General features: G+C 70.3%; 20 protein-coding genes. 9 read left to right on the forward strand and 11 right to left on the reverse strand.

Going from position 1 to position 16,032, the window contains the following annotated elements:
* Window positions 1-550 (reverse strand): transposase (locus VKG64_11900; protein HKB25743.1); only part of this gene is annotated, 550 nt, incomplete at its 3' end.
* Window positions 551-666: 116 nt separating this feature from the next.
* Between VKG64_11900 and VKG64_11905 the strand changes: the two genes are divergently transcribed.
* The 3 genes from VKG64_11905 to VKG64_11915 all read left to right on the forward strand — a co-directional run bounded on the left by VKG64_11905 (window position 667) and on the right by VKG64_11915 (window position 1,868).
* Window positions 667-993, forward strand: a complete 327-nt coding sequence (locus VKG64_11905; GenBank protein ID HKB25744.1) for a hypothetical protein — start codon at window positions 667-669, stop codon at window positions 991-993.
* Window positions 986-1,348 carry a nuclear transport factor 2 family protein gene (locus VKG64_11910; protein HKB25745.1) on the forward strand — a complete coding sequence of 121 codons (363 nt, stop codon included), beginning with the start codon at window positions 986-988 and terminating at the stop codon, window positions 1,346-1,348. Before VKG64_11905 ends, VKG64_11910 begins: the two co-directional genes overlap by 8 nt.
* A gap of 223 nt (window positions 1,349-1,571) precedes the next feature.
* Window positions 1,572-1,868: a hypothetical protein gene (locus tag VKG64_11915; GenBank protein HKB25746.1), complete on the forward strand. Its 297-nt coding sequence runs from the start codon at window positions 1,572-1,574 to the stop codon at window positions 1,866-1,868.
* A gap of 78 nt (window positions 1,869-1,946) precedes the next feature.
* On the opposite strand, the gene VKG64_11920 is transcribed toward VKG64_11915, so the two are convergent.
* The 5 genes from VKG64_11920 to VKG64_11940 all read right to left on the reverse strand — a co-directional run bounded on the left by VKG64_11920 (window position 1,947) and on the right by VKG64_11940 (window position 7,034).
* Window positions 1,947-3,002 (reverse strand): extradiol ring-cleavage dioxygenase, encoded by a 1,056-nt coding sequence (locus tag VKG64_11920; GenBank protein HKB25747.1) that lies wholly within the window; start codon window positions 3,000-3,002, stop codon window positions 1,947-1,949.
* A gap of 85 nt (window positions 3,003-3,087) precedes the next feature.
* Window positions 3,088-4,071, reverse strand: a complete 984-nt coding sequence (locus tag VKG64_11925) for an OmpA family protein (protein ID HKB25748.1) — start codon at window positions 4,069-4,071, stop codon at window positions 3,088-3,090.
* A gap of 128 nt (window positions 4,072-4,199) precedes the next feature.
* On the reverse strand, window positions 4,200-5,342 hold the full coding sequence (locus VKG64_11930) for a cobalamin-independent methionine synthase II family protein (protein HKB25749.1): 1,143 nt from the start codon (window positions 5,340-5,342) through the stop codon (window positions 4,200-4,202).
* Window positions 5,343-5,577: 235 nt separating this feature from the next.
* Window positions 5,578-6,762 carry a HAMP domain-containing sensor histidine kinase gene (locus VKG64_11935; protein HKB25750.1) on the reverse strand — a complete coding sequence of 395 codons (1,185 nt, stop codon included), beginning with the start codon at window positions 6,760-6,762 and terminating at the stop codon, window positions 5,578-5,580.
* Window positions 6,759-7,034: a hypothetical protein gene (locus tag VKG64_11940; protein HKB25751.1), complete on the reverse strand. Its 276-nt coding sequence runs from the start codon at window positions 7,032-7,034 to the stop codon at window positions 6,759-6,761. Before VKG64_11940 ends, VKG64_11935 begins: the two co-directional genes overlap by 4 nt.
* Before the next feature lie 26 nt (window positions 7,035-7,060).
* Here VKG64_11940 and VKG64_11945 point away from each other — a divergent pair, with 26 nt between their 5' ends.
* Window positions 7,061-7,732, forward strand: a complete 672-nt coding sequence (locus VKG64_11945) for a DUF1028 domain-containing protein (protein HKB25752.1) — start codon at window positions 7,061-7,063, stop codon at window positions 7,730-7,732.
* A gap of 10 nt (window positions 7,733-7,742) precedes the next feature.
* Here the strand turns inward: VKG64_11945 and VKG64_11950 are convergent, their stop codons facing one another.
* Window positions 7,743-9,731: an alpha/beta hydrolase domain-containing protein gene (locus VKG64_11950; GenBank protein ID HKB25753.1), complete on the reverse strand. Its 1,989-nt coding sequence runs from the start codon at window positions 9,729-9,731 to the stop codon at window positions 7,743-7,745.
* 85 nt (window positions 9,732-9,816) lie between these two features.
* Between VKG64_11950 and VKG64_11955 the strand changes: the two genes are divergently transcribed.
* Window positions 9,817-10,599 (forward strand): enoyl-CoA hydratase/isomerase family protein, encoded by a 783-nt coding sequence (locus tag VKG64_11955; GenBank protein ID HKB25754.1) that lies wholly within the window; start codon window positions 9,817-9,819, stop codon window positions 10,597-10,599.
* 173 nt (window positions 10,600-10,772) lie between these two features.
* Window positions 10,773-11,522 (forward strand): 3-oxoacyl-ACP reductase family protein, encoded by a 750-nt coding sequence (locus tag VKG64_11960; GenBank protein ID HKB25755.1) that lies wholly within the window; start codon window positions 10,773-10,775, stop codon window positions 11,520-11,522.
* Here the strand turns inward: VKG64_11960 and VKG64_11965 are convergent.
* Entirely contained in the window at window positions 11,457-11,882 is a 426-nt protein-coding gene (locus VKG64_11965; protein ID HKB25756.1) for a retroviral-like aspartic protease family protein, read from the reverse strand. The two genes, VKG64_11960 and VKG64_11965, sit on opposite strands and share 66 nt — an antisense overlap.
* A gap of 56 nt (window positions 11,883-11,938) precedes the next feature.
* Entirely contained in the window at window positions 11,939-12,316 is a 378-nt protein-coding gene (locus VKG64_11970; protein ID HKB25757.1) for a PPOX class F420-dependent oxidoreductase, read from the reverse strand.
* A gap of 215 nt (window positions 12,317-12,531) precedes the next feature.
* Between VKG64_11970 and VKG64_11975 the strand changes: the two genes are divergently transcribed.
* On the forward strand, window positions 12,532-12,900 hold the full coding sequence (locus tag VKG64_11975) for a hypothetical protein (protein HKB25758.1): 369 nt from the start codon (window positions 12,532-12,534) through the stop codon (window positions 12,898-12,900).
* Between the two features lie 148 nt (window positions 12,901-13,048).
* Complete coding sequence (locus tag VKG64_11980) at window positions 13,049-13,894, forward strand: phytanoyl-CoA dioxygenase family protein (GenBank protein ID HKB25759.1); 846 nt, start codon at window positions 13,049-13,051, stop codon at window positions 13,892-13,894.
* 4 nt (window positions 13,895-13,898) lie between these two features.
* Here VKG64_11980 and VKG64_11985 read toward each other — a convergent pair whose 3' ends face one another.
* Both VKG64_11985 and VKG64_11990 read right to left on the reverse strand, forming a co-directional pair.
* Window positions 13,899-14,114, reverse strand: a complete 216-nt coding sequence (locus VKG64_11985) for a DUF2283 domain-containing protein (protein ID HKB25760.1) — start codon at window positions 14,112-14,114, stop codon at window positions 13,899-13,901.
* Window positions 14,111-14,380, reverse strand: a complete 270-nt coding sequence (locus VKG64_11990) for a hypothetical protein (GenBank protein HKB25761.1) — start codon at window positions 14,378-14,380, stop codon at window positions 14,111-14,113. The genes VKG64_11985 and VKG64_11990 overlap by 4 nt, the downstream gene beginning before the upstream one ends.
* 185 nt (window positions 14,381-14,565) lie before the next feature.
* On the opposite strand from VKG64_11990, the gene hpaB reads away from it, so the two are divergent.
* Window positions 14,566-16,023: a 4-hydroxyphenylacetate 3-monooxygenase, oxygenase component gene (gene hpaB, locus VKG64_11995; protein ID HKB25762.1), complete on the forward strand. Its 1,458-nt coding sequence runs from the start codon at window positions 14,566-14,568 to the stop codon at window positions 16,021-16,023.
* The last annotated feature ends 9 nt before the right edge of the window (window positions 16,024-16,032 follow it).

The following is a 16,032-nucleotide window of genomic DNA, read 5'->3' on the forward strand; positions in this document are numbered from 1 at the left end:
ACCAGGTGTCGTAGTGGCCATTGAAGAAGGTGAACTCCTGCTGGCCGTGAGTGGGATCGTCGGTCGGATCCAGGTCGATGGTGATGCGGGCGGCCCGCCCCTTGAGCCGCCGCCGATGGTGCGCGATCACGGTGTCGGCCAGGACGTGCCCCATCGCGAGCAACTCGCGCCGCCCCACGGCATTCTCGAACCGCGAGAGCGTGGGCTGCGAGGCCAGGGCCGGGCCGGCGATCGGATCGCGCTCGACCAGGAGCTTGTGGATCGCATCGTCGGCCAGCCGGGCGGCATCGTTGCAGTCGACGTAGCCGCAGGCGAGACCGAAGACGCGTTGCCGGAGCAACTCGACCGTCTGATGCTGAACCTTGCCCGGCTGGCGGCCATCCGCCAGGCACGCGGCCAAGCGCTTGGTCAGCCCGAACTGGGTGTCGATCCCCTTGAGCAGGACCGCGCCGCCGTCGGAGCTGGCGTACTCCGTGTCAAAGGTGGCGACGATCGGCTTGCCTTTGGGCTCGAACTTGAACGTGACCTGCGCTATACACTCTGTAGCCATCGAGCCTCCTCGTGTGCGTGCCTTGAAGCGTCCAGACACCGCTTCTATAGCACCTGCGAGAGACTCGGTGGCTCTTCTCTTTCATCCTTCGTGAATAATCCAGGCTAGGAGCCGCGATGGGCCACCTCTACGAGCCTCCGCTGAACCAGATCGTCGCCGCGCTGCTGGCGCTCCTCGGCCTGTTCGCGGCCGCGCGCGGGGGCCGGCAGGTCGTGCGGGGCGTGCGTCACGCCGAGCCGCTCCCGCTCGTCCGGGGCATCCGCGGCTGCGTCGTCGCGGTCGTCGCGGGTACCTCCGCCCTCGGGCTCCTCGCCGCCCAGACGGGGCTGCTCGTCTTCGGCGCGATCTTCCTCGCCGAGGAGCTCTACGAGACCGGAGTCCTGATCGCCATCATCCGCAGCGCTCGAGCACGCACCCAACCCAGGGAGGTGTCAGATGAGTGACGTCACGAAGACGGTCGACACGTATCTGGCGATGTGGAACGAGACCGACCCGGCGCGCCGGGCCGAGCGCATCGAGCGGGCCTTCGTGCGCGACGGCCGCTACGTCGATCCGATGCTGGAGGCCGAGGGCCACGCAGCCCTCGGCGACGTGGTCGCGGGCGTGCACGCCAAGTTCCCCGGCCACCGCTTCCGCCGGGTCAGCGGCGTCGACACGCACCACGCCGAGCTCCGCTTCGCGTGGGAGCTCGTGGCGCCCGACGGCGCCGTCGTGGTGGCCGGCATCGACGTCGGCGGGCTCGTGTCCGACGGGCGGCTCGCGCGCATCACGGGCTTCTTCGGCGCGCTGCCGACATGATCCCATCGTTCCCCGGCGCGAGACGCGGCCGCCCGCGTCTCATGTCGGGGTCGGGCATAACGCCGTCCCCTCGGGCGAAGCGGGGGTCGCGCCCGAACTTCTTCGTCCCAACTACACCGTCATTCCAATCGGTTAGCGGGTGGCACTCGAGTTGCTCTCGACCGCGTCCAGTCGGCGAGCGCGGTTCAGGGACCTCGATGACCGGACCGAGAGGAGGACGACGATGCGGACCCGAGTGCTGTCGATCGGTGCGGCGGTTCTCTCACTGGCGGCGTCGGTTGCAGGGGCGGAGACCCTCACGGAGCGCCTGCAGCAGACGCGCATGACGGTCCTGCGGACAGACAGGCAGGCCGGCACGTTCATGTGTGCCGAACACCGGCGCTGGATGTCCGTGTCCAAGGCCGACCTGAGCAAGGTCCACGAGGGGGACATCGTCAGCGTGGAGAAGCGGAACGGGCGGCCCGCGCGGCTCATGGTGGTGCGGAGCGCCTCGGACGAGCTGGCCAGCCCCGAGCAGTAGCTCGCCGACCGGCGCCGCCGGCAGAGCCCGCAAATCAAAAGCCTGGGGCGACCCCCCAGGCTTTTGACCGCGTGACGGTCACGGCTTGAACACGGCGAAGCACTTGTTGGAGTTGAACGACCAGGTCTCGATGAACTCGCACTCGTCCGGCTTCCGGCCCAGTTCCTCCATCGCGCCGGCGAGCATGAACCAGTTGAGCATTTCCTGCTGCCCCGACGCCTCGACGGCGGCGAGCGGCGTGGCGCGCCAGGTCTCGTAGTCGCCGACCCGCAGCGCCTCGTAGAGCCGCCGGTCCGCCTCGATGTCGGGGTAGAGCTGGTGGTGCTTGTCCGTCAGGAAGGCGTGCGACCAGCTCGACGAGGCGATCAGGGCCGCGCGCCAGGGACTCTCGCGCATCGCGCGTGCGGCGGCCGCGCCGACTTCCATGCACCGCTTCGGCGTGGGCGACGGCGGGTCGAGCGCGTCGTCCGGCAGCGGGTTGGCCAGGCTGCCGCGGTAGCCGCGCTGGGCGATCACGCGGCGGCCATAGCAGTTCACCTGGAAGGCGACGACGGGATAGGGAAAGCCGACCCGGTCGTAGTCCAGGTACAGGATCGTGTTCAGGAACGCGTGAGCCAGCCCCGTGTGGTGAAGGGGCTTGTAGGCGTACGCCATGTCCACGCCCTGCTCCAGCAGCCGACGCGTCAGGTACTTGCCGGCTTCGCGGTGGCCCTTGATCCGGAAGACCGTGTCCGGTCCCTCACCCCAGACGTTGGGCGCGGCGATGTCCCGCTGACGGTGCCGGGCCTCGACCTGGTCGTAGGCGAGGACGCAGAAGGGCGGGATGATGTCGTCCGTGAAGTTCTCGTGCTGGTCGTCGCCCCAGATGATCACCATGTCCGGGCGGAACTCGTCGAGGGTCTTCCGGGCGTGACGGAAGTGGCGGACGAGGCTCGCGCGGTGCGCGGCAGCGGCCGTCGTGCCGCCGTCGTCCCCGTATTCGCGGCGCATCGGCGCGGGCCAGCCCGCGGGGTCGCGGTAGCGCTCCGGTAGCCCCGGGTCGCCGAGGACCGTGCGGAGGATGCCGGCCATGTTCTCGTCCAGACCGATGAGCGGGGGGTAGTGCGTCAGGCCGAGGCCGAGGATCTCGCCCACGTCGGCGTCCTCCTCTGAATGCGAGCGCTTGCGCAGACGGTAAGCCGCCCCGCCGCGGTTGTCAACGACGGGGGCTACCGACAGTTCAGCGCGGCTTCACGAGGAACACGACCCGCCGGTTCTTCGCCCAGCACTCCTCGGAGGTCTCCATGCAGGCCCGCTGCTCGTTCCCGAGGCTCACGGTCGAGATGCGGTCGGCCTCGATGCCGTTGGCGATCAGATAGTCGCGCGCCGCGAGCGCCCGGCGCTCGCCGAGCGCCACGTTGTACGCGGCGCTGCCGCGCTCGTCCGTGTGGCCCTCGATCAGCACGACCATCTCCGCGTTCGTCTTGAGCCACTCGACGGCTGCCTCGAGGATCTGCGCGTCGTCCGGCCGGATGGCGGACTTGTCGAAGTCGAAGTAGATCGGCTTCACCTGCTCGACCCCCGCGAACTCCTTCGGCTCGGGCCGGACGGGCTCCGGCGGCGCCGGTTCCTTGGGCGGCTCCGGCAGGGCGGCGACGGGCTCGGGCGCCTTCGGCGGCTCTGGAGCGACGGGTTCCGGTGCTTTCGGCGGCTCGGGAGCGACCGGCTCGGGCGCGGGGGCCGCTGGAGCCGCAGGAGGCGGCATCGGCGCGGCGGCGGCGGCGACCGGCGGCGGGACCCGCGTCAGCACGAGCCTCACCGCTGGCTCCGCGTCGCGGAGGTAGCCGACCATGCGGTCGCCCTCGACCTTGAGATCGGCGGTGAAGACGTGGCCGCCGCGCATGACGACGTCGTGGCCCGAGACCTCGAACTCCACGCGCACGCCGGTGAGCCCGAGATCACGCACGGGCTCCGGCACCGAGAGCGCGAGGCCGGTGGTCTGCAGCGTGAGCCGCCCGCCGCCGCGCCCCCCCTGCTGGACGAGCTTGGCGCGCGCACCGTCGCTGCGCCCGTAGCGGAAGGCGTCGACCGTGCTCCACGTTCCATCCCACGTGCCGGAGACGTCCACGGCCGCCTGCGGGTCGATCGCCCTCGTCGTGGTCATCGTCGTCGCGCCGCAGCCGGCGAGGGCCACGGCCATCAGCAGAAGTCCGATTCGTCGCATGCCGCTCTCCTTGGCGAGGGGTGATCGTCCAGCCCGTGGGCGTGCAAGGGTGATACCGGACGTACGCCGTGCGTGTTCCCGCGATCTTACGGCGGGCGGAGTCATGACGACCTGACACGCCGGGTGCACTACCAGAACTCCTGGGACGCGAGGCGCGCGCCCTCGGCCATGCTCTTGAGCTTGGCCCACACGATGTCGGCATCCACGGCCGCCTGACCGACCCAGGTGCCGAATCCGCAGTCCGTTCCCGCGATGACGTTCTCGCGGCCGACGAGGCGCGCGTAGCGCGCGATGCGCTCGGCGACGAGCTCGGGATGCTCGATGAAGTTGGTCGTCGAGTCGAGGACGCCGGGGATGATGATCCGGCCGTCGGGCAGCTTGACGCGCTCGAACACCCGCCACTCGTGCGCGTGCCGCGGGTTCGCGGCCTCGAACGAGATGGCGCTCGGCCGCGCGGTGAAGACGACGTCGAGGATGTCCGCCAGCGGCACGTCGTAGTGGTGCGGTCCCTCGTAGTTGCCCCAGCAGAGGTGCAGGCGGAGGCGGTCGGGCGCGATGGCGGCGACGGCGTGGTTGAGCGCCTCGACGTGCAGGCGGGCCATCCGGCGGAACTCGGCGAGGCTCAGGCCGGCGAACTGGATGTGGCGCCCCATCGCGAGGTCCGGGCAGTCGATCTGGAGGACGAACCCGGCCTTCGCGACGGTCTCGTACTCGTGCTTCATCGCGTCGGCGATCGCCGCCAGGTACGCCTCGTGGCTCCCGTAGTGGTCGTCGCGGAAGAAGAGGGAGATGACCCCGGGGGACGCGGCCGTCATGAAGCCCTCCCGAGCCTTCACGCCGCCGAGCGCCGTCCGGAGGTTCTCCGCGTCGGCCTGCGCCGCGCGGGTGTCGCGCACGCCGATCGGGCCCGTGCAGGCGGGCGTCTTGCGGCGCGCGCGCCCGGGATCGCCGAACACACGCTTCGCCATCCCGGGGAAGTCGACGAGGTCCTGGTACTGGAGCGGATGGCTGGCGCCGCCGAAGCCGTCGAGACGGTCCTTGACGTACGTCGCGTAGCTCGGCTTGCTCTGCTCGCCGTCGCCGACGACGTCCACGCCGGCCTCCGCCTGCCGACGGACCACCTCCGCCACCGCGGACCGGATGCGCGCGGCGAGCGCCGCCGGCTCGACCGGCACGCCCTCCTCCTTGGCGAACATCAGGCGGATCAGGTCGTCGGGCCTCGGCAGGCTGCCGGTGTGGGTCGTGAGGAACCGCTCGGTGCTGCGCTCCATGGCCGCAACTCGAAAGTAACACGGCGCCACGCGCGTCACGAAAATTGCCCCGCGCGCAGCGTCACGGCCCGAAGGGGGAGGTGGGGAACTACCTCGCGATTCGGCGGTTGGCGGTCCGGGGGTCCACCGTCGTCCTGGCGCTCAACCTGGTGGGCGACGCCCTGCGCGACGCGCTCGACCCGCGCGCCGGCGCGCGCTGATACCCGGCGGAGCCGGGGGTCGGCGGGACGGAGCGCTACCGCGAGGCGTCGGCGGCCGGATCCGGTCGCGGCAGCGTGACGTGGAAGGTGGACCCGACGTGCTGCCGGCTCTCGACCCAGATCCGTCCCCCGTGGAGCTCGACGAGGGTCTTCGTCACCGAGAGCCCGAGCCCGCTGCCGCCCTCGTCAGTCTCGATCGCGGGCTCCAGGCGGACGAACGGCTCGAACACGCGCGGCACGTCTTCAGGCCGGATGCCGACGCCGCTGTCCTCGAGCCTGAAATGGACCCACCCGGGCTCCAGCCGCACGTCCAGGAGCACGCGTCCCTGGGGCGTGAATCGAATCGCGTTCGACAGGAGGCTCATGAGGATCTGCCTCACCATCGCCGGATCCCCGTGAATGGTCCTGACGTCGGGCGCGATCGCCGCCTCGACGGTCAGCGGCTTCCCCGTGGCCAGGACGCGGGCCGAGTCGAGGCATTCCGCGGCGAGCGCCTGGAGATCGAAGGCTTCGGCCGCGGGCGCGACCTTCGCGGATTGCAGGCGCGACGCCTCCAGCACCGTGGTGACGACCTGGAGGAGATACGTGCCGCTCTTCTCGATGGCGCGGACGAAGCCCCCCTGTTGCTCGCTCAGCTCGCGGTCCGTGCCCCTCAGCAGCACCTTCGTGAAGCCGAGGATCGAGTTGAGCGGGGTGCGGAGCTCGTGCGAGATGCTGGCCAGGAACTGCGACTTGACCCGGTCGGCCTCGAGCAGGCGGGTGTGGGCTCCGCGCAGGTCGCGCGTTCGCGCCGCCACGTCCTGCTCGAGACGCTCCGCCTGCTCGACCAGGACCTCCTCGCAGACTTGCCGGCCGTAGACCTCTCTGACGAGGGGCAGGAGGATCAGGAACAGGACGCCCCCGCCCGCCAGGGAGATCGACCAGATCAGGAGCGTGCCGCGACGGATCGTCGCGAAGAGCCTCGCCGGGGTCTTGTAGATCTCGACCACGCCGATGACGGCCCCGGTCGACGAGAAGATCGGCACGTAGATCTCGGCCAGGCGGGCGCCGTGGGGCTCGTAGACGTTCTCGGTCCGCGTGAGGGACTTGATCTCGATCGCGACGCGGCCGGTGAGCGCCTCCTGGAGCTCGTCGTTCTCGGGAAAGCGCTGGCCGATCAGCCGTGTCTCATCGGACCAGAGCACCGTCGCCTCGGGATTCCAGATCTTGATCCGCGTCACTTCCGGGATCCCGGCGAAGGCCCGGCGAATCTCCGGCCCCAGCGCTGTGTCGTCTCCGGCCCGAGCGTTCGCGCGAACAGCGGGGCCAGGTTCGCGAGCTCGACCTGGCGGCGGGCCAGGGCGGCGGTGTTCTCCCATTCCCAGTCCGAGACGGCCGTGGCCAGGAGGGAGGACAGGACGTAGGCCATCGAGAGGGCGAGGACCGCGATGGACAGGAGGGCGAGGACCGCAAAGCGGTTCGTGAACAGCCGGGTTCGGCGTCCCGGTGCCATCTGGCTCTGTGGTACAACGTCGTGCGGTGGAGTTCAACACCTTCTCGATCGCCGCGCGCTGCCCGCGCACGGGCGCCTTCGGCGTCGCCGTCGCGACGGCCCGGCCCGCCGTCGGCGCCGTCGTGCCCTGGGTGAGCGCCGACGGCGCCGTCGCCACGCAGGCCAAGACGAACACGGAGCTCGGGCGCCGAGCGCTCGCGATGCTCGGCGAGGGCACGCCGCTCGCCACGGCGCTGCCGCGGCTCCTCGATGCCGACCCCGAGCGCGAGCAGCGTCAGGTCCACGGCGTGGATCGCGCGGGCGCCTTCGCCCGCACGGGGACGACGTGCCGGCCGTGGTGCGGTGACCGCACCGGCGACGGCGTCAGCGTCGCCGGCAATCTCCTCGTCGGGCCCGGGGTGCTCGACGCGATGCTCGGGACGTTTGCCGCCTCCACGGCGCTCGAGCTGCCGGAGCGACTCGTGCGGGCGCTCGAGGCCGGGCAGGCGGCCGGCGGCGACAAGCGCGGCAAGCAGTCGGCCGCGCTGCTCGTCTGGGCGGACGCGCCGCGCCCGTACCACGACCTCCGCGTGGACGATCACGAGCATCCCGTCGCCGAGCTGCGCCGCCTGCACGATCTGGCGCTCGCCCACACGGCGACGCTCCTCCAGGACTACGGCGAGGAGGGCCTGCGCCGCTACCGGCGCGCGAAGGCCTGAGCCCCCGCGCTCAGGGCCGCCCCGCGTCCTCGCGGCCGGCGAGCCAGTCCCACATCCGGGCGGCGAGCGTGACCGACAGCTCGACGTCCTCGTCGAGGAGATAGCGCTCGCCGACGAGGTCGAGCGCCGCGCGGCGCACGCGCTCCAGGTACACGTCGCGCGAGGCGTAGCGCTCCCCGATCGACGGCCGCGGGTCGGCCGAGGCCTCACGCTCGCGCCGCGTGCGCGCGAATGGGAGCGTCGCGCCCGCGAACACCAGGAGCTGCTCGGCGCCGCCGATGTCGGGGTGGCGCAGGTTCCAGCCGGTGTGGCTCGCGAGCGGCACGCGCACTTCGGGCAGGGCGATGCCCGCCACCTCGTTGCCGTCGTCGTCCACCGCGGAGACGAGCGAGCCGAGCGCCGGCCCCTCGCGCGGTGGTGCCTGCGTGAGCGCGCGGAGCTCCGGGTCGCCGCCGAAGTCGAGACGGCGCGGACGCGCGTGGTGGCGCGGGTACCGCGCGCCGGGGATCCGGTCGAACGTCTTCGCGAGCGTGTCGGCCGGCACCGCGCTCCCGTCGTCGACCCGCGGATGCCGGCTCGGCGGCGGCTCGACGCCCTCCGTGACCCAGCGGTCGAGGTTCACGAGGCAGGCGCGGAGCAGGCGCCCGTAGTTCACCGTGCCGCGTAGGTTCTGCGCGCGCTCGGTCCAGCCGGCGGGGTCGGCGGCTACGACGCTCGTGTCGGACGGGGGCCAGACGCCGAGCCCGTGCTCGGTGCCGCTGAAGTGATATACGCGCGTGTTCGGGCCGTGCGCGACGTCGCGGAGGCCGTCGGGGTCGGCGTGGACGAGCGAGGCGTCCCCGCGGTGGTATTCGGCCGACGTGTTCGTGTAGAAGACCTTGAGCCGGCTCGCGCGCGCGTCGAGGCGCCGGTGGAGCGCGTCGCCGGTGGACGGAAGCACGTGGGCCATCATCTGGGGCCGGTCCTTCGAGTTCTGGCCGTAGCGCTGGTTGAACTCGCCCCGCATCCCCCCCGCCACGTTCGCGATGATCCCGTCGAGCGCCTCGCGGCCCTGCTCGTCCGCGTTCAGGTCCCAGTAGACCAGCGTGCGCAGGAGCCGGCCGGTCTGCGAGCGCCCGTACGCGTACGCCCACCGGAGCGTCCCGGCGGCCGGGTTCGCCTCGTCCGCGCCGCCGTGCTTGAGCCACGAGGCGCAGTCGCGCAGCGCGGCGAAGCTCACGCCGAGGACGAGCGCGCCGACGGCGGTGTACCCGACCTGGTAGAGCCGCCCCTTCTCGAAGCCGCCCTCGAGCCAGACGTGACGCGCGTCGGGGACGACGCGGCCGTCCGCGGCGCGCGCGAAGCGCCACCGCGCCCGCGGGATCGTGCGCGGCTCGCCGTCGAGCTGGTCGCGCACGAGCAGCACCGCGTCGCGCTCGTCCGGGTCGGCCGCGGGATACGCGAGGTGGCCGCGGTCGGAGAGGAGGAAGGAGGGCAAGGGCTCGGGCGCCTGGAGGTTCACGTAGACCCGCCCGCGGAGGGGCCGTCCGCCGGCGTCGCGGGCCTCCGGCGCCCCGAGCCGGAAGAGGCCCGGGAGCTCCGGCACGTCGCACTGCCAGCCGCACGAGGCGACCGCGTAGCCCCGCCGCATCAGGAACCCGTCGCCGGCGTCGATCGGCGGGTGCGCGTCGCTGTCCGGCCCGAACACGGGGCGCGTGGCGTGGTTGAAGTTGGGCACGGTCACGGTGTTGCCCCGGTTCACGACGTCGAGGATCACGCGACCGTTGCCGCGGGCGCGCTCGACCGGCAGCAGGAGCGAGACGTCGGCGGCGAATTCCACGCGGCCGTCGCGGTTCCGCGGCGCCAGCTCGACGTCGGTGATCCGCGCGTTCGCCGGGTGCGCCGGGTCGATCGCGAAGCGGAGCCGCCCCTTCAGCTCCTCGTACGGACCGACCTCTCCGAACGCGCGGCCGCCGGCCAGCGGGCGCCGGAGCACGAGGTCGAAGTGGGAGACGGGCATGCGGACAGGACTCTGGAGGCCCGGTCCTCGGTTGTCAAGGCGCTCGCGAATTGTTGTATGGTCTGTGGGTCATGGAGGGCGCCTGATGGCCTACGAAACGATCGACCTCGTGCACCGCGACGGCGTCTCGACCGTCACGCTGAACCGCCCGCCGGTCAATGCGGTCTCGCCGGGCCTGATGCAGGAGCTGCTCGCGGCGCTCGACGAGCTGGAAGCGCGCGAGGCGACGCGGTGCATCGTGCTCAGGGGCTCGGGCACCAGGGCGTTCTCGGCCGGCGCCGACCTGTCGAGCGAGCGGCCGCGCGCCGCGGGCGAGGCCGACCGGTTCCGCGAGCTGGGGCGCCGTGTCGTGGACCGGCTCGAGACGATCCCGAAGCCCGTGCTGGCCGCGATCCGCGGCTGGTGCATCGGCGGCGGCTTCGCCATCGCGATGGCGTGCGACGTGCGCCTCGCGTCCGCGACGGCGAAGTTCCGCACCGGCGATGCCTATCTGGGGGTCGTGCCGAGCTGGGGCATGAGCCTGGTCCGGCTCGCCCACTACATCGGCAGGAACCGCACGCTCGACATGCTGATCCTCGGCGAGGACTGGGGCGCGGAGGAGGCGCGCGACCTCGGGCTCGTCACGCGCGTCATCCCGGACGCGAGCTTCGACGCCGAGGTGGCGCGGCTGGCCCTGCGTGTCGCGGGCGGCGCACCGATCACGTTCCGCTCGGTCAAGGAGACCGTGCGCGCGCAATATTGGCTCGGGCCGGCCACGGCGCAGGAGCTGGAGACGCGCTGGGCGGAGGTGGGCAGCGCGTCCGACGACTTCAGGGAAGGCGTCGCGGCGTTCCGCGAGAAGCGCGCGCCCGCGTTCAAGGGACGCTGACGTGTCGTTCGCCGAGACGAAGGCCCAGCTCGAGCTCCAGGAGGCCGCGCGCGACGTGCTGTCGCGCCTCATCTGGGGCGCGCGCGCTGAACGTCCTCGGCGACGGGCTGCGCGACGCCCTCGATCCGAGGCATTATTAGTGGAGGCCGAGGCCTGGACGCAAGGAGGGACCAATGCGACTCAAGGACAAGGTCGTCATCGTCACCGGAGGCGCCAGGGGCATCGGGCGCGCGTACTGCCTGGGCGTGGCCGCGGAGGGCGCGCGCGTCGTCGTGGCGGACATCGCCGACCCGAAGCCGACCGTCGGCGAGGTCGAGGCCCGCGGCGCGCAGGCCCTCGGCGTCGCGTGCGACGTCTCGCGCGAGGCCGACACGCAGCGCCTGGCCACCGAGACGCTCGCGCGCTTCGGCCGGATCGACGTGCTGGTGAACAACGCCGCGCTCTACGGCACGCTCAAGCGCCGGCCCTTCATGGAGATCCCCGTGGAAGAATGGGACCGCGTGATGGCGATCAACCTCCGCGGGCTCTTTCTGTGCGCGCGCGCGGTGTTCCCGGCGATGAAGGCGCAGGGCAAGGGCAAGATCGTCAACATCGCGTCCAGCACCTTCTTCAAGGGCGTCCCGCACTACATCCACTACACGACGTCGAAGGGCGGGGTGGTGGGGTTCACGCGCTCGCTCGCGCGCGAGCTGGGCGAGTTCGGCATCCGCGTGAACGCGATCGCGCCGGGCTTCACGCTGAGCGGCGAGAACGAGAAGAACATCTCCGAGGACCGCAAGCGCGCCAACGTCGAGGCGCGGATGCTGAAGCGCGCCGAGCTGCCTGAGGATCTCGTCGGGACGCTCGTGTTTCTGGCGTCAGACGAGAGCGACTTCATGACGGGCCAGACGCTCCTGGTGGACGGCGGCGGCAGCGTCCACTGAGCGCGGGCTCGCGCCGACGAAGCCTTTGACCGGCACGAGTCGCCGGCCGACGGGATCGGCGGCCAGGAGAAGGCTCTCGAGGGCGACGGCGCCGAGCAGCGCGGGTCCATCAGCCGAGATCAGGCAGGGCGTCGTCACCTCGTGGCCGTCCAATCGCAGCCTCACTTCTGCGAGCGGCCAGGCCTCCTCGCGACCGCCGGCTGTCTGGATCGGACACGTGCGGGTCGCCCGCAGCTCGAGCCGCTCGGCGAGTGCGCGCGGGATGACGAGGAACGTGGCGCCCGTGTTCACGAGGACCTCGATGGTCTCGCTCCGGCCCGTGGGGCCGGTCAGGTGCGCGGTGACGTGGAACAGACCCATGACCCGCATCATGCACGTTGCGAGCTCCGCCGGCAATGTCAGCGTCTCGATACGGCTCAGGCGCTGATCTCGATCCACGCGCGGCGCCGGATGCGCCCCGCGAGCCGCGAGAACAGGTCGGTGAGCCGCATCTGCCAGCCGTACTTCGCGCGCAGCGCCGCGTGCGCCCGCTGGATCGCCGTGGGCTCGGTGACGAGACGCGCGGTCGCGTCCCGCCACGCGCCCTGTACCCGCCCGCGCGCATCCGAGGGCGCGACGCGCGCCCGCGACGAATGCCGCAGGCGCTTGACCTTGCCGGAGTCGCCCGCCGTGAACACGTAGAGCTTCCCGCCGGCCGCCGCGAACCAGACGGGCGTCGCCACCTCCGCGCCGCTGCGGCGGAAGGTCGAGAGCGTCATGTAGCGATGCCGGTCCAGCTCGCTGATTGTGTTCACGCTCGGCGCAGCTCGCGATCAGAATAGTCCGTCGCCAGCACAACCAGATCCCTGAATGCGCGGGCACCGAACAGGGTGCCGTACTCGCGTTTGATCGCACGGGCGCCACGACGGAGGAAAAAATACGCCCGGTTGAGCCCGTCCAGAGTCGGTCGCCTATGCGCCCTGACTAACGCGTTGCTCAGCTCGACAAGCAGCCGACGGGGTTGTTCTCCGTGAACGTAAGGATCGGTTCCGTTCAGATCGCTCAGGGAACGTTGGAAACGATATGGTCGCGCCTCGAAGACCGACCATTGATATCGTTTGTGGCGATGCGCCGCGATTGCCACGGCGAGACCCAATTCGAAGGGCATGTTGAATCGTGGCACGCCCCCGGCCAGCTGAACCCGGCTGAGATCATGAAACGAGTAACGGCAGGCGCCGATCAGTTCGAAGATCCGGTCGAGGCGCTGTCGAGGGCCTGGAAGCTCGAGCGTTGCCCGAGGACGCAGGCCGAAGCCGCAAAGACCGGCAATGAACGCCAGGAACAGGTCCTCGTACGGGACGTTCAGGAAGGCGTTATCAGGAGGGATAAGGCGTGGTGATGACTATGCGCTTCACACGACCAAGCTACGGCGTCCTCCTGGTACTGTCAAATGTGCAAAGATCGATACACTGCTCGCCGTCTCGCTATACTTGGCGCGTGAACCCGAACGGGGACGGGAACGCGCGCGTGGACGAAGGCGCTGGAGCATGCCCAAGGTCCTGACCGACGCTCAGGTGCGCGCGTTCGAGCGCGACGGCTGCCTCTGGCCCGTGCGCGCGATGAGCGCCGAGCGCGCTCGCCACTACCGCGAGCGGTTCGAGGCGCTCGAGGCGCGCGTGCGCGACATCAAGAAGATGAAGACCAAGTCCCATCTCCTCTGCCCCTGGGTGCTCGAGATCGCCGAGGACCCGCACGTCCTCGACGTGTTCGAGGACCTGATCGGGCCCGACCTCCGCTGCTGGAGCATGGCGTGGCGCGTGAAGAAGGCCGACGGCCAGACCTTCGCCGGCTGGCATCAGGACTCCCACTACGGCTCGGCGGTGCCGGTGGTGCTCGGCGCCCTCGCGCTCTCGGAGTGCGGCAGCGAGCAGGGATGTCTGCGCGGCGTCCCGGGCTCTCACACGTGGGGTGTGCTGCGTCACGAGGAGAGCGACGACCCGCGGAGCATCCTCGCCCGCGGCCAGTACATCGTGGACGCGTTCGACGAGTCGAAGGCGGTGGACTTCGCGCTCCGGCCCGGCGAGATGGCGATGTTCCACAACTCCCTCGTCCACGGCTCCGCGACGAACCACGGCCCCGACCGCCGCTTCCTCCTGCTGGTCGAGATGCTGCCGACCTGGGCGAAGCCCGCGCGGGTCCGCCAGTCCGCCATGCTCCTGCGCGGCCGGGACACCTACGGCAACTTCGACGACGAGCCGCGGCCGGACGGCGAGTTCACGCCGACGGCGCTCGCCAACTGGCAGCGCGTCGTGGACGCGCGCGCGAAGTTGATCTTCGAAGACAGCCGCTATAGCCCGAGCGAGGCGTACGGGGGAAAGCGCCCGGCGACGTGACGAGTCAGTCGCGCTCGGGGCCGATACCTTCGAGGATGACTTGCCGGAGCACTCCCGGGTCTCCGAGCCGCTTCGCGGCGTCCAAGATTTCGATACCCGCTAGCCGCCCCTGGGCGTCGTAGTCCGCGGCGATGCCTCCTCCCAGGTGCTTGGTGGTAACGGTCGTCTCCCGGAACCGGAAGTACAAGGCGTCTACGTGACGGTCGTAGGTGATCCTCATCGACGCTCCCCCGAGAAATAATACACGTAAACCGTCACGACGACGATCTCCTCAGCCTCGTCGACGAAGATCGGCCGGACCTGCTTTGTCGTGCACCAGATGCCGTGCCATTCTCGCTCGAACCGGAAGTTTCGTCGGCACTGCAAGCGGCCGAGCTCGGCTGGCTCCCACGCGCTCGTCTGGATCGCCTCGGTGACTTCCGCCGCCGAGCAGCCGCGAAACAGAAGCTGCTGCTGGGCATGGTCGGAGAGACGGATCGATTTCATTGGAGTTTCGGTTCAGCATGCGACCCTCGCCATCCAACGACAATGTGTCGAGATCAATACACCGCGGGTCCCGTTCGCTACCTCGTGAGGACCATCCTTGTGATATGGCTTGATGTGCGCGGCCTCAAGCCCTAGCAATGAGCTCATACGGCCTGGGTGAAAGCTGAATCGAGGAGGTCAAGGCCATGCCAGCGCGCACAGGAAAAGACTACCTCGCTGGACTGCGGGAGCAGCGTCGCGAGATCTACCTCGGGGGCCGACGCGTCGACGACGTGACGACCTTCCCCGGTTTGGCCAATGGAGCGCGTTCGGTCGCGGCCCTCTACGACATGCAGCACGACCCGGCGCTCCGTGATGAGATGACCTACACGTCACCGACCACCGGCCAGCGCGTCGGCCTTTCGTTCATCACCCCGAAGACTTCCGACGACCTGGCGCGGCGGCGCGTGATGATGTCGCGCTGGGCGCACACGAGTTTCGGCATGCTCGGCCGCACGCCGGACTTCCTGAACGTCAGCGTCATGGCCATGGCCGGCGCCGGGGATTACTTCGCGCGGAACCGCCCGGAGTTCAAGCGGAACATCATCAATTACTACGAATACGTCCGGGAGCGGGACTTGGTCCTCACCCATACCCTGATCAACCTGCAACGGAACCGTGCTCCCCAGGGCACGCTCCTCGAAGATCGGACCGACGTCGCCCTCTCCGTGGTCCGGGAGACCGATGCCGGGCTCGTGGTTCGCGGCCCTCGCGTCCTGGCGACGCTCGGGCCGCTGGCCGACGAGATCGCCGTCTATCCCTCCAGGTCTCACAGGCTGCCCGGAACGGCGCTGGACCGCTACGCCTTTGCCTTCGCGATCCCCTGCGATGCGCCGGGCCTGCGGTTCCTCTGTCGCGAAAGCTACGACCTCGACCGCTCCCACTTCGATCATCCGCTGGGCTCTCGCTTCGAGGAGATGGATGCCATCGTCTTCTTCGACGACGTGCTGGTGCCCTGGGAGCGCGTCTTCCTCTACGGTGACACCGACCTCTGCAACAACTTCGCGATGGCCACCAACCAGTACACGCACTCCGGGCACCAGGTGGTGACCAAGAACGTGGCGAAGTGCGAGTTCGTCGTGGGGCTGGCCAACCTGGTGGTCAAGACCCTCGGCTCGGAGAGCGCCACCCACGTGCAGGCCATGCTGGCGGAGCTGATCGAGGACCTGGAGGTCACCAAAGCGCTGCTCTGTGCGGCCGAAGTGAACGCCGGGCTCGACGAGTGGGGGGTGATGTGTCCGGCGCGAGCCCCGATCACCGTCGCCCGCAACCTGTTCATCCGCATGTATCCGCGGATGGCGGAGATCATCCAGCTTCTCGGCTCCAGCAGCCTGATGGCCCTGCCGGGCGAGATCGACTTCTCCGGGCCGCTAGGCAAGGAGATCGAGAAGTACCTGGAGACGGATACGGCCAGCGCCAGGGAGCGGGTGCAGCTGTTCCATCTGGCCTGGGACCTGGCGTGCAGCGCCTTCGGCTCGCGCCAGGTGCTCTACGAGCGCTTCTTCCAGGGTGACTCGATGCGGAACGCGACCCTCCTCTACAGCAGCTATGACGTCGAGCCGCTGATCCAGCAAGTTCGGCGGTTCATGGCGGGGCGAGGCTGACAGTCGACG

This window comes from Candidatus Methylomirabilota bacterium, from assembly GCA_035260325.1.
In the GTDB taxonomy this organism is placed as follows: Bacteria; Methylomirabilota; Methylomirabilia; order Rokubacteriales; family CSP1-6; genus AR19.

Coding starts and splice junctions, on each gene's coding strand:
- VKG64_11905 (HKB25744.1), top strand. CDS start 667: ATGGGCCACCTCTACGAGCCTCCGCTGAACCAGATCGTCGCCGCGCTG.
- VKG64_11910 (HKB25745.1), top strand. CDS start 986: ATGAGTGACGTCACGAAGACGGTCGACACGTATCTGGCGATGTGGAAC.
- VKG64_11915 (HKB25746.1), top strand. CDS start 1,572: ATGCGGACCCGAGTGCTGTCGATCGGTGCGGCGGTTCTCTCACTGGCG.
- VKG64_11925 (HKB25748.1), bottom strand. CDS start 4,071: ATGCGACGAATCGGACTTCTGCTGATGGCCGTGGCCCTCGCCGGCTGC.
- VKG64_11930 (HKB25749.1), bottom strand. CDS start 5,342: ATGGAGCGCAGCACCGAGCGGTTCCTCACGACCCACACCGGCAGCCTG.
- VKG64_11940 (HKB25751.1), bottom strand. CDS start 7,034: ATGGCACCGGGACGCCGAACCCGGCTGTTCACGAACCGCTTTGCGGTC.
- VKG64_11950 (HKB25753.1), bottom strand. CDS start 9,731: ATGCCCGTCTCCCACTTCGACCTCGTGCTCCGGCGCCCGCTGGCCGGC.
- VKG64_11955 (HKB25754.1), top strand. CDS start 9,817: ATGGCCTACGAAACGATCGACCTCGTGCACCGCGACGGCGTCTCGACC.
- VKG64_11960 (HKB25755.1), top strand. CDS start 10,773: ATGCGACTCAAGGACAAGGTCGTCATCGTCACCGGAGGCGCCAGGGGC.
- VKG64_11965 (HKB25756.1), bottom strand. CDS start 11,882: ATGGGTCTGTTCCACGTCACCGCGCACCTGACCGGCCCCACGGGCCGG.
- VKG64_11980 (HKB25759.1), top strand. CDS start 13,049: ATGCCCAAGGTCCTGACCGACGCTCAGGTGCGCGCGTTCGAGCGCGAC.
- VKG64_11985 (HKB25760.1), bottom strand. CDS start 14,114: ATGAGGATCACCTACGACCGTCACGTAGACGCCTTGTACTTCCGGTTC.
- VKG64_11990 (HKB25761.1), bottom strand. CDS start 14,380: ATGAAATCGATCCGTCTCTCCGACCATGCCCAGCAGCAGCTTCTGTTT.
- hpaB (HKB25762.1), top strand. CDS start 14,566: ATGCCAGCGCGCACAGGAAAAGACTACCTCGCTGGACTGCGGGAGCAG.